Below are 24636 nucleotides of genomic sequence, written 5' to 3' on the forward strand. Positions count from 1 at the left end.
ATCCAAGAATACCTATCACAGACTGCTTTTGTCAGGCGCCGCCTGTTCAGCGCCCCGGATATTCGCCATGAAGCTATCGGCCGGCAGTGGGTGCCCCAACAAGTAACCTTGCAAGGAGTCACACCCCAGGCGGGTGAGGAAGTGCTGCTGCACATCGGTTTCCACCCCCTCGGCGACGATGCGCAGGCCCAGGGCCTGGCCGAGGGCCACGATGGCCGAGACGATGGCCGCGTCATCGCTGTCGTGTTCCAGGTCACGCACAAAACCGCGATCGATCTTCAGCTCGTTGGCCGGCAGGCGCTTGAGGTACATCAGGCTGGAGTAACCGGTGCCAAAGTCATCGATGGACAGGTCAACCCCCATGTCCGAGAGCTGCTGCAATACCGTCATGCTTGCATCAGCATCGCTCATGGCGGTGGTCTCGGTGATTTCCAGCGTGAGGCTGTTGGCCGGCAATTGGTGACGCTCCAGCGCGGCCGCTACGCTGTTGACCAACCCAGCATGGCAGAACTGCAACGCCGAGAGGTTAACGGCAATGCGCCAGTGCTCATAACCCTGGGCGTACCACTGGCTCATCTGGCGACAAGCTTCATCGAGTACCCATTCGCCGATGGGAATGATCAGCCCGGTTTTCTCCGCCAGTGCAATAAACGTAGCGGGCATCAGCAAGCCCTGATGCGGATGCTCCCAGCGCAACAGCGCCTCGGCCCCCACGGCAAGACCACTGACGGCGTCGAACTTGGGTTGGTAATGCAAACGAAATTGCCCCTGCTCAAGGGCAATGCGCAGGTCCTGCAGCAATTGCAGTTGTTTGCGCGCATTGGTGTTCATCGACACATCGAAGAAGCTGTAGCCATTCTTGCCCATGCCCTTGGCGTGATACATCGCCGCGTCGGCGTTCATCAGCAGCTCCTGGGGGTTGCTACCGTTGCCCGGGAACATGGCGATGCCGATGCTGGCCGAGATCTGCAACTGATGCTCGGCCACCGTGAACGTGCGGTTGATCAAGCTGACCTGGCGTTCAGCCAGGCCCATGGCATCATCGGGCTGGGTGAGTTGCACCAGCAACACGAACTCATCACCGCCGATGCGGGCCAGGGTGTCCTGGCTGCGCAAGTCCTCGCGCAGGCGCAAGCCGACTTCGCGCAGCAACTGGTCGCCCAGGTGATGACCAAAGGCATCGTTGACCGGTTTGAAACCATCCAGGTCGATAAACATCAAGGCAAAGCAACCGCCCCGCTCGTGCACCGCCTGGATGCCTTGTTGTATGCGATCTGCCAGCAAGGTGCGATTGGGCAGGCCGGTGAGCATGTCATGCAGGGCCAGGTGGGTGAGTTCCTGGTTGGCCAGGGTCAGGGAATCGGCGAGTACGGCGGTGCGCGCTTCCAGGCGCGCATCCAGCACCGAGGTCAACAGCGCAATGACCAATACCGCCAGCGAAGTAACCAAGACCAGGTTATCCAGGCCCTTGCCGCTCAGGCCGGTCAATGCGGCACCGCAGAAGCTGTCATCGGCAAAGCGCGCCGCAGCCATCCCGGTGTAGTGCATCCCCACGATGGCCACGCCCATCACCACGGCTGCGCCGCCCCGAGCCAAGCGCACATAAGGTGTGTTACGTCGCAGGTTGAAGGCGATCCACAGCGCGGCGCCGGAAGCCACCACCGCGATCAACAACGAAGCGCCGAACAAGGCCGGGTCGTAGTCGATGCCCGGCGTCATGCGCATCGCGGCCATGCCGGTGTAATGCATGCTGGCGATACCGGCCCCCATCACCAGTGCGCCAAACGCCAGTTGCCAGGCCGGCAAGCGTGGCTGGCTGACCAGCCATAACGCGAAGCCACTGGATAGCACCGCGATCAAAAGCGACAACAGGGTAATGCCTACCTCAAACCCAAGGGCAAACGGCAGGCGCAGGGCCAACATCCCGATAAAGTGCATGGACCAGATGCCGATGCCCATCGCCACTGCGCCACCCGTGATCCACAGGTAAACGGCACGCCCCTTGGCGGTCGCGATACGCCCGGCCAGGTCCAAGGCGGTGTAGGACGCCAGAATGGCCACGCACAGGGAAATCACGACAAGGGAGGTTGAATAGCTACCGATCAGCATGGGACGTCTCGCAGGCGACCGGCGCAAAAGCCCGTGCCGGGTGGCAAATCGGGCGATTGTAGCGAGTATGAATACAGGACAGGTGATTAATTAATCCACTGGCCATCACGCAATTTCTGGCGTCAATCGGCTGGCTTTATCTGGCTGTTTTCAACCACATCATGGACATCAAAATGTGCGGGGCTTGCGCAGATTTCCTGTGGGAACGGGCTTGCCCGCGAAGGCGGTGTGTCAGTCACCGCATCTGCTACTGCACTAACGCTTTCGCAGGCAAGCCAGCTCCCACAGGGTACTGTGCTTGACTGACTGGCATTGGGGCTTGCCCGCACATTTGATCTTGCTCCCACAGGATGCGCGGCGTATCCGGTTACTCCTTTTCGGCCAGGGAGGTCTGGCCATCCCAGCCTCCGCCCAATGCTGCGATCAACTGCACACTGGCCACCAGCCGCGACTGCAGCAAGGTCAATACCGTGCGCTCGTTGCTCAATGCCGTCGCCTGCACCGTGACCACATCCAGATAGGCAATCAACCCGGCCTTGTACTGGTTTTCGGTCAAGCGCAAGGATTCACGCGCGGCTTCCAGTGCTTCATTGCTGACCACCGCCTCATCGGCGAGCACCTTGAGCTGGACCATGTAGTTTTCCACCTCACGGAAACCGTCCAGTACGGTCTGGCGGTATTTGGCCACGGTCTCGTCATAGCTGGCCACGGTGCGGTCGACTTCCGCGGAGCGTTGGCCGCCATCGAACAGGGTCATCGCCAGTTTCGGCCCTACCGACCAGAAGCGGTTTGGCAGGCTGATCCAATCTTCATAGGTGCTGCTGGAGTAGCCCCCCGCCAAGCTCAAGGTCAGGTCGGGGTAATAGGCAGCCTTGGCCACGCCAATATTGGCGTTGGCGGCGATGACCGAGCGCTCGGCCGAGGCGATATCGGGGCGACGCTCCAGCAACTGGGACGGCAGGCTCACGGGTATCTGCGGCAGGGCCGGGATGTCTTTGCTCACCGCCAGGTTGAAGTTGGCTGGCGCCTCGCCGATCAGTACGGCGATGGCGTTTTCCAATTGGGCACGCTGCCAGATCAGATCGATCAGGCTGGCCTGAGTGGTCTTGAGCTGGGTTTGCGCCTGGGCGATGGCATCCTTGCCAGCCACACCGGCACGGTATTGGTTTTCGGTCATTTTCAATGAGCGCTGGTACGTGTCCAGCGTGGCTTGCAGCAGGCGCGTCTGTTCGTCCATGACGCGCAGTTGCAGGTAGCTTTGCACCAGTTCGGACTGTTGGCTCAGGCGCATCGCGGCCAGGTCGGCCGAGCTCGCCTCGGCGCTGGCTTCGTTGGCCTCCAGGCCGCGGCGCAACTTGCCCCAGATATCGGCTTCCCAACTCACGCCCAACTGGGCGTTGAGGGTGTCGCGGATACCGCTGCTGGAACTGCTGAGGCTGGCACTGCTGCTGCCGGTGCCCTGGCTGGCGCGGGTCTTGCCGACGCTCAGGTCAACGCTGGGGTAAAAGGCCCCCCGTGAGCTGCGTACCAGCGCCTGTGCCTGGCGAAAACGCGCCTCGGCCTGGGCGACGGTCTGGTTGGACGTGTTGAGGCGCACCACCAGGTCATTGAGTTGTCGGTCACCGTACAGCTCCCACCAGGCGCCACGCGCCAGGGAGTCGCTCGGGTTAGCCTGGCGCCAGCCCTGGGCCTCCTTGAACTGCACCGGCTCGATGACGTCCGGGCGTTTGTAGTCAGGGCCGATGGCGCAGGCGCTGAGCAACACACCACACATCATCACGGCCAATAACTTCATGCCATTGCCGGCAGCTTTATTGTGGCGAGGGAGCTTGCTTGCGCTGGAGGGCGAAGCACTCCCAGGCTTTTTTGGGGCCGCTTCGCAGCCCAGCGGGAGCAAGCTCCCTCGCCACAGCAGGCCCGCAGCTACGAGTGATTGGGTTGAGTCGGTCATAGCGCAGTGTCCAGGGCAGCATCGGTACGCACGCCGCGCCAGGCGTTGAAGCGATGGCGCGCGCGGTCCAGGTAAAGGTAAACCACCGGGGTGGTGTAAAGGGTCAGGACCTGGCTGAACACCAGGCCGCCAATAATGGTCAGGCCCAACGGGTGGCGCATCTCCGCACCATCACCACTGCCGAGCAGCAACGGCAAGGCACCGAGGATCGCGGCCAGGGTGGTCATCAGGATCGGCCGCAGGCGCAACAGGCAGGCGCTGCGGATCGACTCCAGCGGGCTCATGCCATCGTTGCGCTCCAATTGCAGCGCCAGGTCGATCATCAGGATCGCGTTCTTCTTCACCACGCCGATCAACAGGAACAAGCCCAGCAGGGAGATCAGGCTGAACTCGCCCCCCAGCAGGTAGATCGCCAACAACGCACCGACACCAGCCGACGGCAGCGTAGACAGGATGGTCAGCGGGTGGATGTAGCTTTCATACAAGATACCCAGCACCAGGTACACCGCCACCAGCGCGCCGAGAATCATGAACGGCTGGCCTTTCTGAGTCGCGGCGAACGCATCGGCAGTGCCGGCCATCTTGGCGATCACATCCTCGGGCAACCCGACTTTGGCAATCGCACGCTCGATGGCCGCCGTGCCCTGCTCCACCGTGACCCCGGGCGCCATGTCAAAGGCGATATTCTCCGAAGCGAACTGGCCTTCATGGCTGACGCGGTCGTCGGCCAGGCTGTTCTCATAGTGGGCAATGGTCGACAACGGCACCCGTGCGCCGTCGGCCGTGATCACCTGCATCTGGTTGAGGGTGATCGGGTCCTGGGCGTATTTGGGGTTGACCTCCATCACCACCTGGTACTGGTTGAGGCTGTCGTAAATGGTGGAAATCTGCCGTTGGCTGTAGGCGTTGTTGAGCACCGCCGTGACCATGTCCATGTCGATGCCCAGGCGCTTGGCCTGGTCGCGGTCGACAATCAACGTCACCTGGGCCGCGCCGCGGCCTTCGCGGGCGTCGATGGCGGTCAGCTCCGGCAACTCACGCATCGCCGCCACCACTTTCGGGTACCACAGGCGCAACGCGGCCAGGTCGCCACTTTGCAGGATGTAGGAATATTGCGCGCTGGTCTGGTCGCGGCCGCCCCCGAACTGCAGATCCTGGTCGGCCATGAGGAACAAGCGCCCGCCCGCCACCAGCGGCACCTCCTTGCGCAGGCGCTCGATCACCGCCTGGGCGGAGATCTTGCGTTCGCCAAGCGGCTTGAGGCGCACCAGCATCACTGCGTTGTTAGTGCCTTGGTTGCCACCGATAAAGCCGGCCACACTGAGCACCGCCGGGTCCTTGAGCACCGCCTGGCGAAAGATCTCCATCTTCGGCTGCATGACGCTGAACGACAGGCCATCGTCACCGCGCACAAAGCCGATCAACTGGCCGGTGTCCTGCTGGGGCATGAAGGTTTTGGGCACCACCACGTACAGCGCGATATTCACGCCCACTGTGACGAACAGGCTGAGCAAGGTCAGGCGCCGATGGCGCAGCACCCAATCCAGGCTGGTGGCGTAGCCGGCGACCATGCGCTCGTTGATCTTCTGGCTCCAGCGCTGCAAACCGGTCTGCCGGTCCTTCACATGCGGCTTCAACCAGCGAGCGCACAGCATGGGTGTCAAGGTCAGCGAGACAATCAGCGAGACGATGATCGCCGCCGACAAGGTGATGGAAAACTCGCGGAACAGGTTGGTAACAATGCCGCCCATGAACAGGATCGACAGGAACACCGCCACCAGCGACACGTTCATCGACAGCAAGGTAAAGCCCACTTCCTGGGCGCCCAGGTAGGCGGCTTTCATCGGTGGCACGCCCTCGTCGATGTGCCGGGAAATGTTCTCCAGCACCACGATGGCATCGTCCACGACCAAACCGGTGGCGAGGATCAGCGCCATCAGCGAAAAGTTATTCAGCGAAAAGCCATACAGGTACATCACCGCAAAGGTGCCCACCAGCGACACCGGCACCGCCAGGGTCGGGATCAGCGAAGCACGGAAGTTACCCAAGAACAGGTACACCACCAGGATCACCAGCCCCACGGCAATCAGCAGGGTCATTTCCGCCTCATGCAGGGTGGCGGTGATCACTGGCGAGCGGTCCATGGCCAGGCTGAGCTTGACGCTGGACGGCAACACCGCCTGCAACGCCGGCAACTGCGCCTTGATCTGTCGCACGGTTTCGATGATGTTGGCGCCGGACTGGCGGTTGATCACCAGCAACACCGCCGAATCATTGTTGAAGAAACCGCTGTTGTAGCGGTCTTCCACCCCATCGGTGATCTTCGCCACGTCCTTGAGACGCAGGGCCGCGCCATCCTGATAGCGAATCAGCAGGGGCTCATAGTCCTTGGCTTTTTCCAACTGATCGTTGGCCTGGATCTGCCAGTTGCGCTCGCTGTCTTCCAGGGAGCCTTTGGGCCGGCGCTGGTTGGCATTGGCGATGGTGTTGCGCACATCGTCCAGGGCGACGCCATACTGATCGAGGGCCTTTGGTTCCAGTTCGATGCGCACCGCCGGCAGCGAACTGCCGCCGATCTGCACTTCGCCCACACCCGGCACCTGGGACAGGCTCTGGGACAGAATGGTCGAGGCCAGGTCGTACAACTGGCCCTTCTGCAACACGTCGGAGGTCAGCGACAGCACCATGATCGGCGCCTGGGACGGGTTGATCTTCTTGTAGGTGGGCATGCTGCGCATGCCACTAGGCAGCAGGTTGCGCGACGCGTTGATGGCCGCCTGCACTTCCCGCGCCGCACCGTTGATATCGCGGTCGGAATCGAACGCCAGAATCACCCGGGTAGAGCCCTGGCTCGACGAACTGCTCATGGTGGTGATACCGGCAATCGCGCCGAATGAGCGCTCCAGCGGCGTGGCCACCGTAGACGCCATCACCTCGGGGCTGGCGCCGGGCAAGCTGGCCGACACCACGATCACCGGAAAGTCGATCTGCGGCAATGGCGACACCGGCAACAAATTGAAGCTGACGCCACCGAGCAACATGATCGCCAGGCTCAGCAGCATAGTCGCGACCGGCCGGCGGATGAAAGGTCCGGACAGGTTCATGGCTCAACCGGCTCCAGGCGTTGTGGCTCTTTGCGCCAGCGCCGGCCAAGACGATCGAAGTACAGGTAGATCACCGGCGTGGTGAACAGCGTCAACACCTGGCTCACCAGCAACCCGCCGACCATCACCAGGCCCAGGGGCTGGCGCAGTTCGGCGCCGGAGCCGCTCGCTAGCATCAGAGGCACCGCGCCGAACAAGGCAGCCAGGGTGGTCATCAGGATTGGCCGGAAGCGCAACAGCGCGGCCTGGTAGATCGCGGTTTGCGGGTCCAGGCCCTGGTTGCGTTCGGCGTCGAGGGCGAAGTCGATCATCATGATCGCGTTCTTTTTCACGATACCGATCAGCAGGATGATGCCGATGATCGCGATCATGCCCAGGTCATTGCCACTGAGCAGCAACGCCAGCAAGGCCCCCACCGCCGCCGACGGCAGGGTCGAGAGGATGGTGATTGGGTGGATATAGCTCTCATAGAGCACACCGAGCACGATGTACATGGTGACCACCGCCGCCAGGATCAACAGCAAGGTGCTCGACAACGAGGCTTCGAACGCCTGGGCCGCGCCCTGGAACTGGGTTTGCACGCCCACCGGCATGCCGATGTCCTTCTGGGTCTGGTTGATCAGTTCCACGCCTTTGCCCAGCGCTACGCCGGGCGCCAGGTTGAACGACATCATCACCGCCGGGAACTGGCCGATATGGGCAATTGCCAATTGCGCCTGGCGCTGTTCCACATGGGCCAGGCTCGACAGCCGTACCTGACCACCGTCAGTGGTTTTCACATGGATCTGGTTGAGGGCCGCCGGGCCGAGGGTTTCGCCGGACTGGGCCTGCAACACCACTCGATACTGGCTGGCCTGGGTGTAGATGGTGGAGATCTGGCGCTGGCCGAAGGCGTCATACAGCGCATCGGTGATGGTGGAGACACTTACGCCCAGACGCGAGGCCGCGTCGCGGTCGATCACCAGGTACACCTGCAAGCCTTTGTCCTGCAGGTCACTGGCCACGTCGGTGAGTTCCGGCAACTGGCTGAGGGCGTGTACCAGCTTGCCGCTCCATAACGCCAACAACTCGGCGTCCGGGGAGGACATGCTGAACTGGTACTGGGTACGGCTGACCCGGTCTTCGATGGTGAGGTCCTGCACCGGTTGCATGAACAGGCGGATGCCCACCAGCTTGTCGATCTGCGGTTGCAGGCGGGTGATGACCTCGGCTGCGCTCAAGTCGCGCTGGCCATGAGCCTTGAGGTTGATGAGCAAGCGGCCGCTGTTGAGGGTGGCGTTATCGCCATCCACGCCAATGTAGGACGACAGGCTCTCGACCGCAGGGTCGGCGAGAATGATCTTCGCCAGTTCCTGCTGGCGCTGGCTCATGGCCGCAAAGGAAATCGACTGCGGCGCCTCGGAAATACCCTGGATTACCCCTGTGTCCTGCACCGGGAAAAAACCCTTGGGCACCACCAGGTACAGCACCACCGTAAGCCCCAGGGTGGCGATCGCCACCAGCAACGTCAGCGGCTGGTGCTTGAGCACCCATTGCAGCTTGCGGCCGTAAGCTTCGATCAACCAGTCAATCCAGGCGCCGCTGGCTTTGTAGAAGCGGCCCTGCTCTTCTTCCTTGGGTTCGCGCTTGAGCAGGCGCGCGCACATCATGGGCGTGAGTGTCAGGGACACTACCAGGGAAATCAGGATCGCCACTGCCAGGGTGATGGCGAACTCACGGAACAGCCGCCCGACCACGTCGGCCATGAACAGCAAAGGAATCAACACCGCGATCAACGACAGCGTCAGGGACACCAAGGTGAAACCGATCTGCTTGGCGCCCTTGAGCGCGGCCGCCATCGGCGTCTCGCCTTCCTCGATATAGCGCGAGATGTTCTCCAGCATCACGATGGCGTCGTCCACCACAAACCCGGTGGCGATGGTCAGGGCCATCAGCGTCAGGTTATTGATGGAGAATCCGGCCAGGTACATCACACCAAAGGTGCCCACCAGGGACAGCGGCACGGCGATGGACGGAATGATCGTGGCGCTGACTCGGCGCAGGAACAGGAACGTCACCATGACCACCAGGGCAATGGCGATCAGAAGCTCGTGTTGCACGTCTTTGACCGAAGCGCGGATGGTCTGGGTGCGGTCGGTGAGCACCGTCACGTCCAGGCCGGCCGGCAGGTTGTCGGTGATGCTCGGCAGCAGGGCCTTGATGCGGTCCACCACCTCGATCACGTTGGCGCCCGGCTGGCGCTGGATATTGAGCAGCACGGCCTGGTTCTCGTTGGCCCAGGCGGCGAGGCGCTCGTTTTCAGCGCCGTCGACGATCTGCGCGACATCCTTGAGCCGCAACGGAGCGCCATTGTTGTAGGCCAGGATCAGTTCGGCGTATTGCTCGGGCGAGACCAGTTGGTCGTTGGCGTCGAGCATCGAAACGCGGGTGGGGCCGTCAAAGTTACCTTTGGGCTGGTTGACGTTGGAGGCGGCGATCAGGGCGCGTACGTCCGAGAGGTTCAAGCCATTGGCCGCCAGGGCCTCGGGGTTGACCTTGATACGCACGGCCTGGCGCTGGCCACCGGCGATGCTGACCATGCCGACACCGCTGATCTGCGCGATTTTCTGCGCCATGCGTGTGTCGACCAAATCATTGAGCTTGGGCAGCAACATGGTCTTGGAGGTGATTGCCAGGGTCAGCACCGGGGTATCCGCCGGGTTGACCTTGTTGTACACCGGCGGCGCCGGCAAATCCTTGGGCAACAGGTTGGTGGCGGCGTTGATCGCGGCCTGCACCTGTTGCTCGGCAACGTCCATATTGATGTCGAGGTTGAAACGCAGGGTCAGCACCGAGGCGCCGCCGGAGCTGGTAGAGGCCATCTGGGTCAGCCCGGGCATCTGCCCGAACTGGCGCTCCAGCGGTGCGGTGACCGCGCTGGTCATCACATCGGGGCTGGCGCCGGGGTACAGGGTCATCACCCGGATAGTCGGGTAATCCACCTGGGGCAACGCCGACACCGGCAGCAGGCGGTACGAAATGATGCCGGCCAGGACAATGGCCAGCATGCTCAGCGTGGTGGCGACCGGGCGAAGGATGAACAGGCGCGACAGGTTCATGAACCGACCTTTTGCGCCTTGCCGGCGTCAGCCCCGGTCTCCCCTTTCGCTGCGGGCTTGCCTTGCAGGTGCTCGGTCGGCGTGGTCGGCACCTCGCTGCTGGCGTTGACTACTTCGATCTCGCTGCCGTCCTTGAGGCGGTCGGTGCCTTCCAGCACCACGCGGTCGCCAGCGACCAGGCCTTCCTTGATCACGGTGTTTTCACCATCGGTGTCACCTACCACCAAGGGCTGGACCTTGACCTTCTTGTCGCCGTCGAGCTTGTAGACAAAGGTGCCATTGTTGCCGAACTGGATCGCCGCAGATGGCGCCAGCACCACGTTCTTCAAGGTATCAGCCAGCAGGTGCACATTGACGAACTGGTTGGGGAACAGCGCCTGGTCCTTGTTATCGAAACGCGCCTTGAATTTCAGGGTGCCGGTGGTGACGTCAATCTGGTTGTCCAGGCTTTGCAGCACACCGACCGCCTGCTTTTTCACATCGCTACGGTCCCAGGCTTCCACTGGCAATTTGTTGCCAGCGTGGTAACGGGCCAGCACGGTTTCCAGGGTATTTTCCGGCAGGGTGAAGGCCACGCTGATTGGCTGGGTCTGGGTGATTACCGCCAGGGCGGTGGTGTCGTTGGCTGCGACGAGGTTGCCGACGTCAAGCTGGCGCAAACCCACCCGGCCGCTGATGGGCGCGCGGATTTTGGTGAACTCCAGGTTGAGCTTTGCGTCGTCCACCGCGCCCTGGTTGGTCTTGACCGTGCCCTGGTACTGCAATACCAGCGCTTCGGCGGTGTCCAGGGTTTGCTTGGCGATACTGTCCTGGGCGTACAGGTCGCGATAACGCTGTACATCGACCTGGGCGTTCTTCAACTGGGCCTGGTTCTGCAGCAAGGTGCCCTGGGCCTGGAGCAAGGCGTTCTGGTAGCTGCGCGGGTCGATTTCTGCCAGCAGGTCGCCGGCCTTGACCATTTGCCCTTCCTCGAAGGCGATCTTGACCAGCTCGCCGCCCACCCGGCTGCGCACATTAATGGTGTTCAGCGCCGTGACCGTACCCAGCGCCTTGTAGTACACCGGGAACTCACCCAGCACTGCAGGAGCCACGCGCACCGGCACTGGGCCAGTGGACCCGCCGAAGCCAGGGCGCGCCATGCCGGTTTTACCCGTGTGCCCGGCCGGAGCGTCTTTATGGGCCGCGCCGCTGGGCCAGAATTTCCAGCACAGGCCGGCGATAACCAGCAGCACGAGCAGGCCAAACAGCCAGCGGCGGGAGTTGCGGGGGGAGGATTGCATGGAGTGATCAACCATTGGGCGCGAGAGCTTCTACTTTGGGAGGCTGAAAGATAAGCACTGGGGGGCCTTAAGAAAAGCACCTTTACCGGCTATTTACCTTGGGCTTACAACTCTTAACTTCTGATCTTAGTCCACCGGCTATTTCGCTAAACCGCTGACGCTCAAATAAAAACGGCCTGGACTAGGCCAGGCCGCAATCATGCATCATACGTGTTACTGCCAAACGACAGTCATACGTAGAAACAGTTACTTCAACACAGCCAGGGCGGCGTCGTAGTTCGGCTCTTCAGCGATTTCCTTGATCAACTCGCTGTGCAGCACGTTATCGTTTTCATCCAGCACCACGACAGCACGAGCAGTAAGGCCCTGCAGCGGGCCGTCAGCGATGGAAACACCATAGTCAACGGCGAAGTCGGCATTGCGGAAATCCGACAGGTTCTTAACGTTTTCCAGGCCTTCGGAGCCACAGAAACGCGCTTGGGCGAATGGCAGGTCGGAGGAGATGCACAGGACCACGGTGTTGGCCACATCGTTGGCCTGGGCATTGAACTTGCGCACGGAAGTGGCGCAGGTTGGGGTATCAACGCTTGGGAAGATGTTCAGCACTTTGCGCTTGCCGGCAAAGGTAGCCAGGGTGGCGTTGGACAGGTCGCCGGCGGTCAGGGTGAAGTCTGCAGCTTTGGCGCCGACTTTCGGCAGTTCGCCTTCAACCTGGACCGGGTTGCCTTTAAGGGTGACTTGAGCCATGAACGGAATCCTTATGCTGGTTTTTGGTTAAACAAATTCGAGAGGCGGAAGTTAACCACAAAGTGCCGACGCTACCTACCGCCAGACACAAATTGTCATGTGCTGAGGTTGTGGTTTAATTGCGCGCTTTTCGCCTGCCCTTCAAGGAAACCTTTGCCGATGAATCAGCCCGCCACCAAAGTCCTGGTCATTGGTTACGTCTGGCCGGAGCCCCGTTCCTCTGCCGCGGGCGGGCATATGATGCAAATCCTTGAGAGTTTTCTTACGCAAGGTTGGGACATTACCTTCAGCAGCCCCGCCACCATCGGCGAACACAAGGCCGACTTGCCGGCACTCGGGATCGCCGAACGCACCATCGAACTGAATAACAGCAGTTTCGATGACTTTGTCCGCGAACTGGCCCCGGATATCGTGCTGTTCGACCGTTTCATGATGGAGGAGCAATTTGGCTGGCGCGTAGAACAATGCTGCCCCAACGCCCTGCGCGTGCTGGAGACCTCCGACCTGCAAAGCCTGCGCGACGCCCGTCACCAGCGGCTCAAAGAGCAGGTGAAAGCCAAACCCGACAGCGACGACTTCAGCGCCCTGTTCGCGCCGGCGCTGGAAGACGAGTTCCAGCGCATGGCCGACACCGACCTGGCCAAACGCGAAATCGCCGCCATTTACCGCTGTGACATCAGCTTGATGATCTCCGACGTGGAAATCCGCCTGCTCACCGAACAGTTCAAGGTGCCTGCCGCCCTGCTCCACTGGTGCCCCTTGATGCTGCAACCGCCCACCGACGCATTTGCGCCCTTTGAAGACCGTGCGCATTTCCTCAGCATCGGTAACTTCCGCCACGCGCCCAATTGGGATGCGGTGTTGTGGATGAAGCACCGCCTGTGGCCACTGATCCGCCAACAACTGCCAGGCGCCCAATTGCATATCTACGGCGCCTACACCCCGCCCAAGGCCACCGCCCTGCACAATCAGGCCCAGGGCTTCCATGTAATGAACTGGGCCGAAGATGCGCTGCAAGTCATGACCGCCGCGCGCATCTGCCTGGCACCGTTGCGCTTTGGCGCGGGCATCAAGGGCAAGTTGGTCGACGCCATGCTGTGCGGCACGCCTAGTGTCACGACCCCAATCGGCGCCGAGGCCATGGGCGATGACCAGCCCTGGCCCGGCGTGATTGCACAGGATGCGCCGGCCCTGGCTGCCGCTGCCGTGGCCCTTTATCAGGACCGTGAGCGCTGGACCCGGGCCCAGGAACACGGGCGCCAACTGCTAGCCCGGCGCTATGACCAGGACATCCACGGGGCCGCCTTGGTGGAATGCCTGGAACGCTGTCGCCGCGACCTCGCTGCCCATCGCCGGGACAACTTCACCGGCAGCATGCTGCGCCACCACGCGCATAAAAGTACCCAATACATGTCCCAGTGGATCGAGGCGAAAAACCGCACCCTGTAAACACTGCTGCTGGCGAGGACGTGCGTGACGGGGCATTATCCTACGCAGCGATCACAATAAAGCGACGGCAGCATGACCCGAGCAACGCGCATTACTGACCCTTCCTACGAGTTGATGGACGACCACAACGGCCTGTCCATCATCTATCGCCAACACGGCTTCCCCTGCCCGCTGGTGCGCTGGCACTTCCACAAGGAATACGAGCTGCACCTGATCGTCGCCAGCTCCGGCAAGGTGTTTATCGGTGACTACATCGGCAACTTCTACCCCGAAAGCCTGTTCCTCACCGGCCCCAACCTGCCCCATAACTGGATCAGCCAGGTGGAAGAAGACGAAGTGGTGCCCAAGCGTGACATGCTGGTGAACTTCACCGATGACCTGCTCGAGAGCGGCAGCCATATTTTTGCTGAACTCAAGAACCTCGCACCGCTGCTGGAGCGCGCGCAGTACGGCATCGAGTTTCGCTGCAAAAAAACCATCACCCAGGCCATGACCTTGATGCAACACATCGAGGACGCCAAGGGCATGGCGCGCCTGGGGCAGTTTTTTATCTTGCTGGACGTGTTGAGCGTGTGCGAGGACTACCAATTGCTGTCCGGCGTAACCACGCCGCAATTGGCCGACGAGCACAGCATAGACCGCACCAACCGGGCAGTGGATTACATCTTTGCACATTACGCCCGCGAGCTGCCGCTGGAAGAAGTGGCGCAATACCTGGGGATGAAGCCGACCTACTTCTCGCGGGTGTTCAAGCAGGCGACCGGTCGCACCTTTATCGAATTCGTCAACCGGCTGCGTATCAGCAAGTCCTGCGAACTACTCGCGGACGGTGACAAGGCCGTCACGGACGTGTGCTTTGAGTCCGGCTTCAACAATATCTCCAACTTCAACCGGCGCTTTCAGCAACTCAAGGGCATGACCCCTTCCCACTATCGACGGTTGGCGATGCAGCGGTTGACGGAGCAGAACCTGATGCCTGTAGACACCTCGCACTTCAGTTAAAAAACCGCAAGCTGGCTATCTGGCGAACGCTCTCACGCCTGTCCCGATCACATCCCGTAATAGCTGGGGCGGAACGCCTCCCTGTGTATGACCAAAAAGCTACAAGTCAGTTGCTGACCACGCGCTTTCTTATCGTACCCACGAGGTCCCCATGAGCATTATTGCATCGCACTCGCCCTTACCCACCCCGCCCCGAAATTTGCCTCCATCCCCTGCAACAGTGGACGCACAAACCAGCCTGATTCGTACCCCACGCAGCCCATCGGCCGGTGTAGTGACCCTGGAAGGCCGAAACACAGCCGAGACGTTGGTGAGTCAGGCTGACGCTGACATGGCGGAAAAACTCGCCACCGCCTTGATGGAGGAGATCAATGTACACTCTACCAGCCGTTACATGCCGTCTTCCTTCGGCACAGTCCATGACATTCCAACTCACTCAACATTCGGGCAGCTTTGGTCACAACTGACTCACGCACTCAAAAACGAGCCGTTCGCGACGTTTGCGAAGAATAACAACATCAACATTTCAAACCTGAAACTAACGCCTTCCGGATTTCTGGACGGCACCATTAACGGCAAACGCAGCAGTTTTTCCAAATACGACGATGGCTTCGAGGAAGCCGCTGTCAACGTCTTCAAGGCTGTGCGCAAACTCTCTACGAACAACGTCCCGATTGTGTATATCGGCGAACACACCGCCACCACCCATGCCGTCGGTGCTTTTTACGCCATGAGGGTTCCGACGACGAAGGCCGAAGCACTGGAGCAAATCCAGGTGTTGCAGGATATCAAGACATTCCCATCGCTACTTGCTCCTGAAGGCAATGCTGCGCGGCCCCACCGACAGGACGTTCAGCACGTCAGGCATATGCGGGATGAAGCCATACAGAACCTTGCGCTGCAGGTCATGCTTGAGCCTGGCAAGTTCCCCCAGGCACAACGCCCGGACGTCGTGCAGCCGCCGGCGCCGCCCAGCAGCGCAGAGCCGGCCACTACACCGATCCAAACCTCGAGCGCCACCACTGACCCCGTCGCCGATATTGCCCGTCGCCAGTTTGCCGGTGAGCCCAACGTTTACTCGGTGGTCGCACGAGTGCTCAGCGACAGGCTGAAGGAAGCCTCACCAGGGCTGGATTTCGACATCAACCAGATTGCCATTGAAACGCCCGATCCGGACAATCCCTCCAAACCCAAGCGCACACAATTGATGGCACTTGCCTTCGACTACCTGACTGGCGGTGACGCCCCAGACTTCCTCGATTCCGCCAGGGCGTTTGACACGCGTCCCGATCGACTGGCACGCACGGGCACCGCTGCCGACACTCCGCTAGACCTCGACTTTTCAGCTCTGAGCGGCGTCATCGGTGCGCTGCCGGACCGACTGAACCAGGCCTATGAGGCAAATTTGCGTGAGTACTGGGCCAAACCTGCGTTCAATACGGGCATTGATACCGGTGCCGCTTTCAGCGGCAGCCACCGGACGTTGGTCAGCCGCATCCTGAAAAGCAACCTGCAACTGGCCAGCCTGAAACAATCCGGCCTGGATGATGAACAGCGCAAGACCATCGACATGGTCGTGAGGCATCCCGAAGGCGCCACGCGCCCCGCCCCACTTGACCCCAACTCATCGGGCGCCACCGTCTACAGCCTGGCCGACTCCACACCGAACAAGGTGGTTCATCGCTACCTGGCGCAAGCCAATCGCGACATCCTGCTGCTGGTGGAGCCCAGCGGCAAAATCACTCCATTCAACAGTTGGGATGAGCTCGAAAGCCTGGGCGGTCCAAAGGAAGAGATGACCGGCAACCTGTTCGATGGCCAGGCCGACATCCTCATCAATCGGCATCTCGGCAGCAGCCTGACTTCCCCTGCCTCCCCACGTGGCCCGGACAGTTCGGTGCAGGAGCCGCCCACACTGCCCGACTGGATGAGCAACGCAGGCGAGGCCGAGCGTTTCATCATGCATGAACTCAGCCTGGGACTGGCCAGCTTCAACCAACTGAACGAAGGCCGCAGCTACAACAGCGATATCAAGGACATCCACACGTTCGCCCAGCAGCAATTCGACTTTTTGCCCAGAAGCAAAAAACTCACGGCGCACCCCGCGGCTAAACTCGAGGTGGTCTTCAAAGTCGCTTATGGGGCACAGGGTACCGCCGGGGAAATCGTCCGCCAGACCATGAGCCTGACAGACATGCTCCTCAATAACTTATCAGGATTACCCAGCGGCCAGATTGAGGTCTTTTACAATACAGGGCTCAAGTATAAAGGCTCTGACTTCAAAGTCAGGGTGCCAGAGCTAGAGAAAGAAGGCGTACTCAAGCAGTTGGTCGACGACCTTGATATCGGCAAAACCTACCCTGACTTGCTGAGGAAAAAACTGCTTGATGACCCGGCCGAAAAAGCCCGGCGCCAGGCACTGTTCGTTCAGCAGGTACCGCTGGAGCTGCAGTTCAAGGCGCTGGAACTGAGCATCAAGGCAGAGTCCGGTTTCAACACCACAGGTTTTCGCTACGTCCAGGAGCTATTCAAGTCAGGCCCTGGCCCCAGGATCGTTGATGGCCAGGAAATCGTGATCCGACCGCTGGCGTTCGATAACCGGGCCAATGGGAAAACCGATGTGGTCGAAGGCGCCTATCTGATCGAACCCAAGGACGGCACGAACGGCCCGCACATCCTGTACCGCCCCCTGATGGGCGATGCGTCGTTAATACAGTTTCCAACCCGCCAGGCGCTGCTGGAAGCCATACAGAACAAAGGCAAGCTGCAAAACGACATCCTCGCGTGGTTGCCTGACGAACAGACCCGCAACACCTACAGTGGCAACGGTTTCAAACATCCAAACCTGGTGATATTCGGTTTAAACCTGGGCTCTGTCCCGATGAACAAAACTATTCCCTTGGCCATGGATACCCGCCTGCAACAAACGCTGCAGGCGGGAACATTGATGAACCACCTGTACGAAGCCAACGCCCGCAGCTTGATCACCTTGGCCGGACAGCAATCGACAGCCGACGCACAAAGCCGCTGGGCGAGCCTCAAGGAAGGTGGTTTCCTGTTGCTCAATTCAGTCCTGCCAGTATTGCGCGGGCCCGGTGCCATGCTCGGCTTGATGATGCAGTCCCAGGGCATAATCAATGACCTGGGCGTCCTGCTCGATGATGACGCGCAAAATAAAGAGGCGGCCCTGACGGACCTGCTGGTCAACCTGACGACATTGCTCGCCCAGTTCAAGGAGCGCTCATGGTCGGAGCCTTCAGCCGTCACCTCAAACAGGCCGGCAACCAACACCAGCGTATTGATCGACGGCGATGCACGCCCTACCCCGCCGCCACAGCGCTTTCGAATGGGGGGCCCGCTGGAAAAGATCACACCTGTGGACGGTGAGATCCAGACCAATGTAGATACTTACAATCGTAAAGGCGAGGAAGTTAAACGCTTGAATATTATCGGTCACGCGGCCAAGCCTGAAGGCGAGCAAGGAGCGATGATTGTCGGGGAGGATGAAAAACTCCTTACTGCTGAAGACGTTTATAATGAACTTGTCGCCCGTGGCATTGATATCAGGGACTATCCGGAAGTGCGTTTGCTGGTCTGTTACTCCGCCAAGGGCGGTGATAACTCACTGGCATCACAACTGCACGCGCTTACTGGCGTGCCGGTCAAGGGTTATGAAGGCTCGGTAGTCGTGGGCTACAAATCCAATGCGGACATAGATCCTGAGGACATCTACAAAACCGCCCTTGCAAAATACAAGGCAAAGTACCCAAGATTTTCTAAAGCCGACATTATCGAATTGGCAGAGATGGAGTTAAACAAACAACTGAAAGACGTTGATATGTTTACCCACGTGGAAAAACAGAGTGGCGAAAAAGTAAATGTTAACTGGGGCACTATTAAAGAACCTCTTTGGGAAGAGATCGAAGTCGATTACCGGCCCAAGCGTTTCGGCTCGTCCAAGAAACGAACAAGTGCGGCCCCTGCCGAAATTCAAAGCCCCTCGAAAGAACTCAACGCCCTGGGTGAGTACAAGGATTTCAAGGAACTACCCGAGCCTGAAAAAATTAAAAACAGTATTGCCTTTACCCCCTCTGAAGACGGCCAGTATGAGTACTTCCTGGATCGACCAGCGGGCAGTAATGAAATCCGATTAAACATCATTGGGCATGGCGACAAAGGTGGAGTGACCTTCAAAAGCGGCTTGAAAAATGCGCAGTCTTATTCACCCGAAGCGTTCGCTAGACTGATCGCGCCCATGCTGGAAAAAACCAGCGCTACCCAAATCAGAATGATCAGTAGTAAATCCGGCAGTACAGGTTTCGCTGAAGAGTTATCCAAACGCTTGAACGTTCCCGTGAAGGCCCCCGTCGGTACTGTCACACAATTCGAAGTCATGAAGGACAGGTACTGGATTTTGGAAAAGCTCCCCAACCCACGTCGCCCCCATGACCATGAGTGGAAAATCTTTACTCCCCCCGCCTCCGCCAGCTCGCGAGCTTTGAGGTTATGAGCCAGCGCGCAAGGCGGCGCACCCGTTGACTGAGCAGAGCCTGGCTTGAGCAGGCGCCCACTCGTCTGAACTGGTAGATGTGACAGTTCCCTGCATCCCGGCGATTGTGAACTCTGGCTCTGTGGATAGTCCATTGGAGCCCCGTCATGAAAAAAACAGCCACCCCTCGTGCAATCAATGAGTTCAGCCGCTTTGAAATACCCGGAGAGACCTTCGGCTGGACCGGCGAAGGCCAGATACATATCGACAATTACGACAAACAAAGTCGCTGGTTCTCGACATCGGTCAATAGAGACTGGGGCAAAGCGCTGACCGGGGCCGCCGACGTTGAAGTGGTCATCAGGCTGCGCGGCGAACAAGCCGGTGAAACACTCATCGCCGTTCATCCGGAGGGAACAGGACGGCTCAACGACATATCAGTCGAAAAGCCAAGCCTTTATCGGTTCTACATCAGGTCCACGGCGACCGGCGAGGTGTGGGTAAGCTTCAAATTTGACTCCAACCGGAAAATGGTGATCGAGAGCATCAGCGTGCTGGGGCCCGTTAGAAAAAAAACCACTAAAGCACCCATACCCCCCTGACGGTCTGTCCACCACGCAAACTTGGCGAGCAATTTGCTCAGCAGGCCAATATGGCGCAAGGCATTCTGCGCTCCGGAGCCAACGAGCCGGTCAAACTCAATGGGGTACGCCAGAACGGTAGCTGGTATGCCTATGACGCGAAAGCACAGGCAGGTTATGGGCCTGTGCTGGAAGGCTTTGTATCGGATACATCGTCAGCCGTTTGGCTGGGGAGTGCCTATAAATAGCAAATAGGCATTACGCCTCTTCGGGTGCCTGATCCGCGCTCGAAGATTCTCAGTGCAAAAAAGTATCAGTCCCAGTGCTCCCAAGGATTTGTCACCGCCGCTTTTGAAGGCTGTAATCAACGCACACTCTTCCTGACTCCTTGTAGGAAGACACAACAACAATAACCGTCCTTCTGTAGCCCCCTGGGCGCGGAAATGGAGTGCGCGATGAAGTTCACAGTAAAAACTCTGCTTGCCTGTTCTTGCATGACTGCATGCATGACCCTCAGCGCCGTCAGCCTTGGCGCGCAAACCCTGACCATTGCCACCGTCAACAACAGCGACATGATCCGCATGCAGAAGCTCTCGAAAACCTTCGAGGCCGAGCACCCGGAGATCAAGCTGAACTGGGTGGTGCTCGAAGAAAACGTCCTGCGCCAACGCCTCACCACCGACATCGCCACCCAGGGCGGGCAGTTCGATGTATTGACCATCGGCATGTACGAAGCCGCACTGTGGGGCGCCAAAGGTTGGCTGGAGCCGATGAAAGACCTGCCGGCGTCCTATGACCTTGATGACGTGTTCCCTTCGGTGCGTGATGGTTTGTCCGTCAAAGGCTCCTTGTATGCCCTGCCGTTCTACGCCGAAAGCTCGATCACCTATTACCGCACCGACCTGTTCAAGGACGCCGGGCTGACCATGCCTGAGCACCCGACCTGGAGCCAGATCGGCGAATTCGCCGCCAAGCTCACCGACAAGTCCAAAGAGCAATATGGCCTGTGCCTGCGCGGCAAAGCAGGTTGGGGTGAGAACATGGCGCTGATCACTACACTGGCCAACGGCTTCGGCGCGCGCTGGTTCGATGAGAAGTGGCAGCCGGAATTCAACGGCCCCGAGTGGAAGAACGCGCTGAACTTCTACGTCGACAACATGAAGAAATCCGGCCCGCCGGGCGCCTCCAGCAACGGTTTCAATGAAAACCTGGCGCTGTTCAACAGTGGCAAATGCGCGATCTGGGTGGATGCCAGCGTGGCGGGCTCGTTTGTTACCGACAAGAGCCAGAGCAAGGTCGCCGAGCATGTCGGCTTCACGTTTGCGCCCCACGAGAAGACCGACAAGGGCACGTCATGGCTGTATTCCTGGAGCCTGGCGATCCCGACCAGCTCCAAGGCCAAGGACGCCGCCAAGGTATTCACCACCTGGGCAACCTCAAAGGAATACGGCCAGCTTGTGGCCAAGACCGATGGCATCGCCAACGTACCACCGGGCACACGCACCTCGACCTACAGCGAGGAGTACATGAAGGCCGCGCCGTTCGCCAAGGTGACGCTGGAATCGCTGAAAGTGGCCGACCCGACCAAGCCGACCGAGAAACCGGTGCCGTATATCGGTATCCAGTTGGTGACCATTCCGGAATTCCAGGCGATTGGTACTCAGGTGGGCAAGTTCTTCTCGGGTGCGCTGACCGGTCAGCAGAGCGTCGATGCTGCATTGACCGCCGCGCAGACCACCACCGAGCGGGAAATGAAGCGGGCTGGTTATCCCAAGTAACCCAGCTTCACCCCCGCAAATACAGGAGCAGGGCTTTTGTGGGCGCTGGCTTGCCCGCGATGCAAACAACTCGGTCTATGAGTAGCACCGAGGCGATGCCATCGCAGGCAAGCCAGCTCCCACAGTGACCGCGCTCCGACGCAGATTCTGTAGGCATCTGACTGGTTCTGATCACCATGAATACACCTCCAAAAAACCGCCTGGCCAACCCCGGCTGGTTTCTCGTCAGCCCCTCGGTGGCCTTGCTGCTGCTGTGGATGATCGTGCCGCTGGGCATGACCCTGTACTTTTCGCTGATCCGCTACAACCTGCTCTACCCCGGCGAAAACCAGTTCGTGGGGCTGGAAAACTTCAGCTACTTCATCACCGACTCGGGGTTCCTGCCTGGAGCCACCAATACCCTGTTGCTGGTAGGCAGCGTATTGCTGATCAGCGTGGTGTTCGGCGTGTTGATCAGTGCGCTGCTGGAGGCTAGTGAATTCCTGGGCCGCGGCATCGTGAGGGTGATGCTGATTTCGCCGTTCTTCATCATGCCCACCGTCGGTGCGTTGATCTGGAAGAACCTGATTTTCCACCCGGTGTCGGGGATTCTCGCCGCAGTGTGGAAGTTCTTCGGCGCCGAACCGGTGGACTGGCTGGCGCATTACCCGCTGCTGTCGATCATCATCATTGTGTCGTGGCAATGGCTGCCCTTCGCGATCCTGCTGCTGATGACCGCCATGCAGTCCCTGGACCAGGAACAAAAGGAAGCCGCACGCCTGGACGGTGCCGGCGCCATTGCGATTTTCTGGCACCTGACCCTGCCCCACCTGGCCCGCCCGATTGCCGTGGTGGTGATGATCGAAACCATCTTCCTGCTCTCGGTGTTCGCCGAAATCTTCACCACCACCAACGGTGGCCCCGGCTACGCCTCGACCAACCTCGCCTACCTGATCTACAACCAGGCGCTGGTGCAGTTCGACGTGGGCATGGCCTCGGCCGGCGGCTTGATTGCCGTGGTCATCGCCAATATCGCGGCGATCATCCTGGTGCGGATGATCGGCAAAAACCTGACTGACAAGCCTTGAGGGCCGCGCCATGACGCTTCAACAATCCCGCCGCCTGCAAAGCCTGTTGCTCGGCACGTTGGCCTGGGCCATTGCGATCCTGATTTTCTTCCCGATCTTCTGGATGGTGCTGACCAGTTTCAAGACCGAAATCGACGCGTTCGCCACGCCGCCGCAGTTCATCTTCACGCCGACGCTGGAGAACTACCTGCACATCAACGAGCGCAGCAACTACTTTGCCTACGCCTGGAACTCGGTGGTGATTTCGTTCAGCGCCACCGCCCTGTGCCTGCTGATTTCGGTACCGGCCGCCTACTCCATGGCGTTCTACGAAACCCAGCGCACCAAGGGCACGCTGCTGTGGATGCTGTCCACCAAGATGCTGCCGCCGGTGGGCGTGCTGATGCCGATCTACCTGCTGGCCAAGAGCTTTGGCCTGTTGGATACGCGCATTGCGCTGATCATCATCTACACCCTGATCAACCTGCCGATTGTGGTGTGGATGGTGTACACCTACTTCAAGGACATCCCCAAGGACATCCTCGAAGCCGCCCGCCTGGACGGCGCCACCCTGTGGCAGGAAATGGTGCGCGTGCTGCTGCCGATCGCCAAGGGCGGCCTGGCCTCCACGGTACTGCTGTCGTTGATCCTGTGCTGGAACGAGGCGTTCTGGTCGCTGAACCTGACCTCCTCCAGCGCCGCGCCGTTGACCGCCTTGATCGCCTCCTACTCCAGCCCCGAAGGCTTGTTCTGGGCCAAGCTGTCCGCCGTCTCGACCCTGGCCTGCGCGCCGATCCTGATTTTTGGCTGGATCAGCCAGAAGCAGTTGGTACGCGGTTTGTCCTTTGGCGCCGTCAAATAATAATTCGAAAAGGAGGCCCATCATGGCCAACCTGAAAATCAAGAATCTGCAAAAAGGCTTCGAAGGTTTTTCCATCATCAAGGGCATCGACCTGGAAGTGAACGACAAGGAATTCGTGGTGTTCGTCGGCCCGTCGGGCTGTGGCAAATCCACCCTGCTGCGCCTGATCGCCGGCCTGGAAGAGGTCAGCGACGGCACCATCGAACTCGATGGCCGCGACATCACCGAAGTGACCCCGGCCAAGCGTGACCTGGCCATGGTGTTCCAGACCTACGCGCTGTACCCGCACATGAGCGTGCGCAAGAACATGTCGTTTGCCCTGGACCTGGCGGGCGTCGATAAGAAGCTGGTAGAGAGCAAAGTCAGCGAAGCGGCGCGCATCCTTGAGCTGGGGCCTTTGCTGGAGCGCAAGCCCAAGCAACTCTCGGGTGGCCAGCGCCAGCGCGTGGCGATTGGCCGAGCGATTGTGCGCAACCCGAAGATCTTCCTGTTCGACGAACCGCTGTCCAACCTCGACGCCGCCCTGCGCGTGCAGATGCGCCTGGAGCTGGCGCGCCTGCATAAAGAACTGCAAGCCACCATGATCTACGTGACCCACGACCAGGTCGAAGCCATGACCCTGGCCGACAAGGTGGTGGTGCTCAACAGTGGGCGCATCGAACAGGTCGGCTCGCCGCTGGAGCTGTACCACCAGCCAGCCAACCTGTTTGTGGCCGGTTTTCTCGGTACGCCGAAGATGGGCTTCCTCAAGGGCCAGGTCACCCGCGTCGACAGCCAAGGCTGTGAGGTGCAACTGGACGCCGGCACCCTGATCAGCCTGCCGTTGAGCGGCGCCACCCTGAACGTGGGCAGCGCGGTAACCCTGGGCATTCGCCCGGAACATCTGGAAATCGCCGCGCCAGGGCAAACCACCCTGACCGTGACCGCTGACGTCGGCGAGCGCCTGGGCAGCGACACCTTCTGCCACGTCATCACCCGCAACGGCGAACCGCTGACCATGCGTATCCGTGGCGACATGGCCAGCCAATACGGCGAAACGCTGCAGTTGCACCTGGACCCGGCGCACTGCCATCTGTTCGACACCGATGGCGTAGCCGTGGCCCGTCCACTGCGCGCTGCCGCCTGATTCCGTGAGTATTT

Annotated in this window: 14 protein-coding genes; 8 read left to right on the top strand and 6 right to left on the bottom strand. The window is 60.0% G+C overall.

Annotated elements, in window-relative coordinates:
- Positions 1-15: 15 nt before the first annotated feature.
- The 6 genes from JJD66_RS19465 to tpx form a co-directional block, all read right to left on the bottom strand.
- A complete protein-coding gene (locus JJD66_RS19465; RefSeq protein WP_198715239.1) occupies positions 16-2109 on the bottom strand; it encodes a putative bifunctional diguanylate cyclase/phosphodiesterase in 2094 nt (697 codons plus the stop codon).
- A gap of 367 nt (positions 2110-2476) precedes the next feature.
- Positions 2477-3904: an efflux transporter outer membrane subunit gene (locus tag JJD66_RS19470; protein WP_057977224.1), complete on the bottom strand. Its 1428-nt coding sequence runs from the start codon at positions 3902-3904 to the stop codon at positions 2477-2479.
- Positions 3905-4056: 152 nt separating this feature from the next.
- Entirely contained in the window at positions 4057-7164 is a 3108-nt protein-coding gene (locus JJD66_RS19475) for an efflux RND transporter permease subunit (protein WP_105226726.1), read from the bottom strand.
- Positions 7161-10262 carry an MdtB/MuxB family multidrug efflux RND transporter permease subunit gene (locus tag JJD66_RS19480; protein WP_014718694.1) on the bottom strand — a complete coding sequence of 1034 codons (3102 nt, stop codon included), beginning with the start codon at positions 10260-10262 and terminating at the stop codon, positions 7161-7163. Before JJD66_RS19480 ends, JJD66_RS19475 begins: the two co-directional genes overlap by 4 nt.
- Positions 10259-11557 carry an MdtA/MuxA family multidrug efflux RND transporter periplasmic adaptor subunit gene (locus tag JJD66_RS19485; protein WP_105226725.1) on the bottom strand — a complete coding sequence of 433 codons (1299 nt, stop codon included), beginning with the start codon at positions 11555-11557 and terminating at the stop codon, positions 10259-10261. Before JJD66_RS19485 ends, JJD66_RS19480 begins: the two co-directional genes overlap by 4 nt.
- Positions 11558-11788: 231 nt before the next feature.
- The gene (tpx, locus tag JJD66_RS19490; protein WP_200648804.1) at positions 11789-12289 is read right to left on the bottom strand and encodes a thiol peroxidase; all 501 of its coding nucleotides are present in this window, start codon (positions 12287-12289) and stop codon (positions 11789-11791) included.
- A gap of 159 nt (positions 12290-12448) precedes the next feature.
- Between tpx and JJD66_RS19495 the strand changes: the two genes are divergently transcribed.
- The 8 genes from JJD66_RS19495 (at position 12449) to JJD66_RS19530 (ending at position 24622) form a co-directional block, all read left to right on the top strand.
- Entirely contained in the window at positions 12449-13738 is a 1290-nt protein-coding gene (locus JJD66_RS19495) for a glycosyltransferase (RefSeq protein WP_200648805.1), read from the top strand.
- A gap of 72 nt (positions 13739-13810) precedes the next feature.
- A complete protein-coding gene (locus JJD66_RS19500) occupies positions 13811-14740 on the top strand; it encodes an AraC family transcriptional regulator (protein ID WP_200648806.1) in 930 nt (309 codons plus the stop codon).
- Between the two features lie 331 nt (positions 14741-15071).
- Positions 15072-19250, top strand: coding sequence for a dermonecrotic toxin domain-containing protein (locus tag JJD66_RS19505; protein WP_200648807.1), 4179 nt, complete (start codon positions 15072-15074; stop codon positions 19248-19250).
- 146 nt (positions 19251-19396) lie between these two features.
- Positions 19397-19831 carry a hypothetical protein gene (locus tag JJD66_RS19510; RefSeq protein ID WP_200648808.1) on the top strand — a complete coding sequence of 145 codons (435 nt, stop codon included), beginning with the start codon at positions 19397-19399 and terminating at the stop codon, positions 19829-19831.
- A 434-nt stretch (positions 19832-20265) separates the two neighbouring features.
- Positions 20266-21588 carry an ABC transporter substrate-binding protein gene (locus JJD66_RS19515; RefSeq protein ID WP_198715245.1) on the top strand — a complete coding sequence of 441 codons (1323 nt, stop codon included), beginning with the start codon at positions 20266-20268 and terminating at the stop codon, positions 21586-21588.
- A gap of 176 nt (positions 21589-21764) precedes the next feature.
- A complete protein-coding gene (locus tag JJD66_RS19520) occupies positions 21765-22655 on the top strand; it encodes a carbohydrate ABC transporter permease (RefSeq protein ID WP_034127650.1) in 891 nt (296 codons plus the stop codon).
- Positions 22656-22665: 10 nt separating this feature from the next.
- A complete protein-coding gene (locus tag JJD66_RS19525) occupies positions 22666-23496 on the top strand; it encodes a carbohydrate ABC transporter permease (RefSeq protein ID WP_005788583.1) in 831 nt (276 codons plus the stop codon).
- A gap of 22 nt (positions 23497-23518) precedes the next feature.
- A complete protein-coding gene (locus tag JJD66_RS19530) occupies positions 23519-24622 on the top strand; it encodes an ABC transporter ATP-binding protein (protein WP_198715246.1) in 1104 nt (367 codons plus the stop codon).
- Positions 24623-24636 lie beyond the last annotated feature (14 nt).

Source organism: Pseudomonas sp. MF6751 (assembly GCF_016613265.1).
Classification (GTDB): Bacteria; Pseudomonadota; Gammaproteobacteria; order Pseudomonadales; family Pseudomonadaceae; genus Aquipseudomonas; species Aquipseudomonas fluorescens_BV.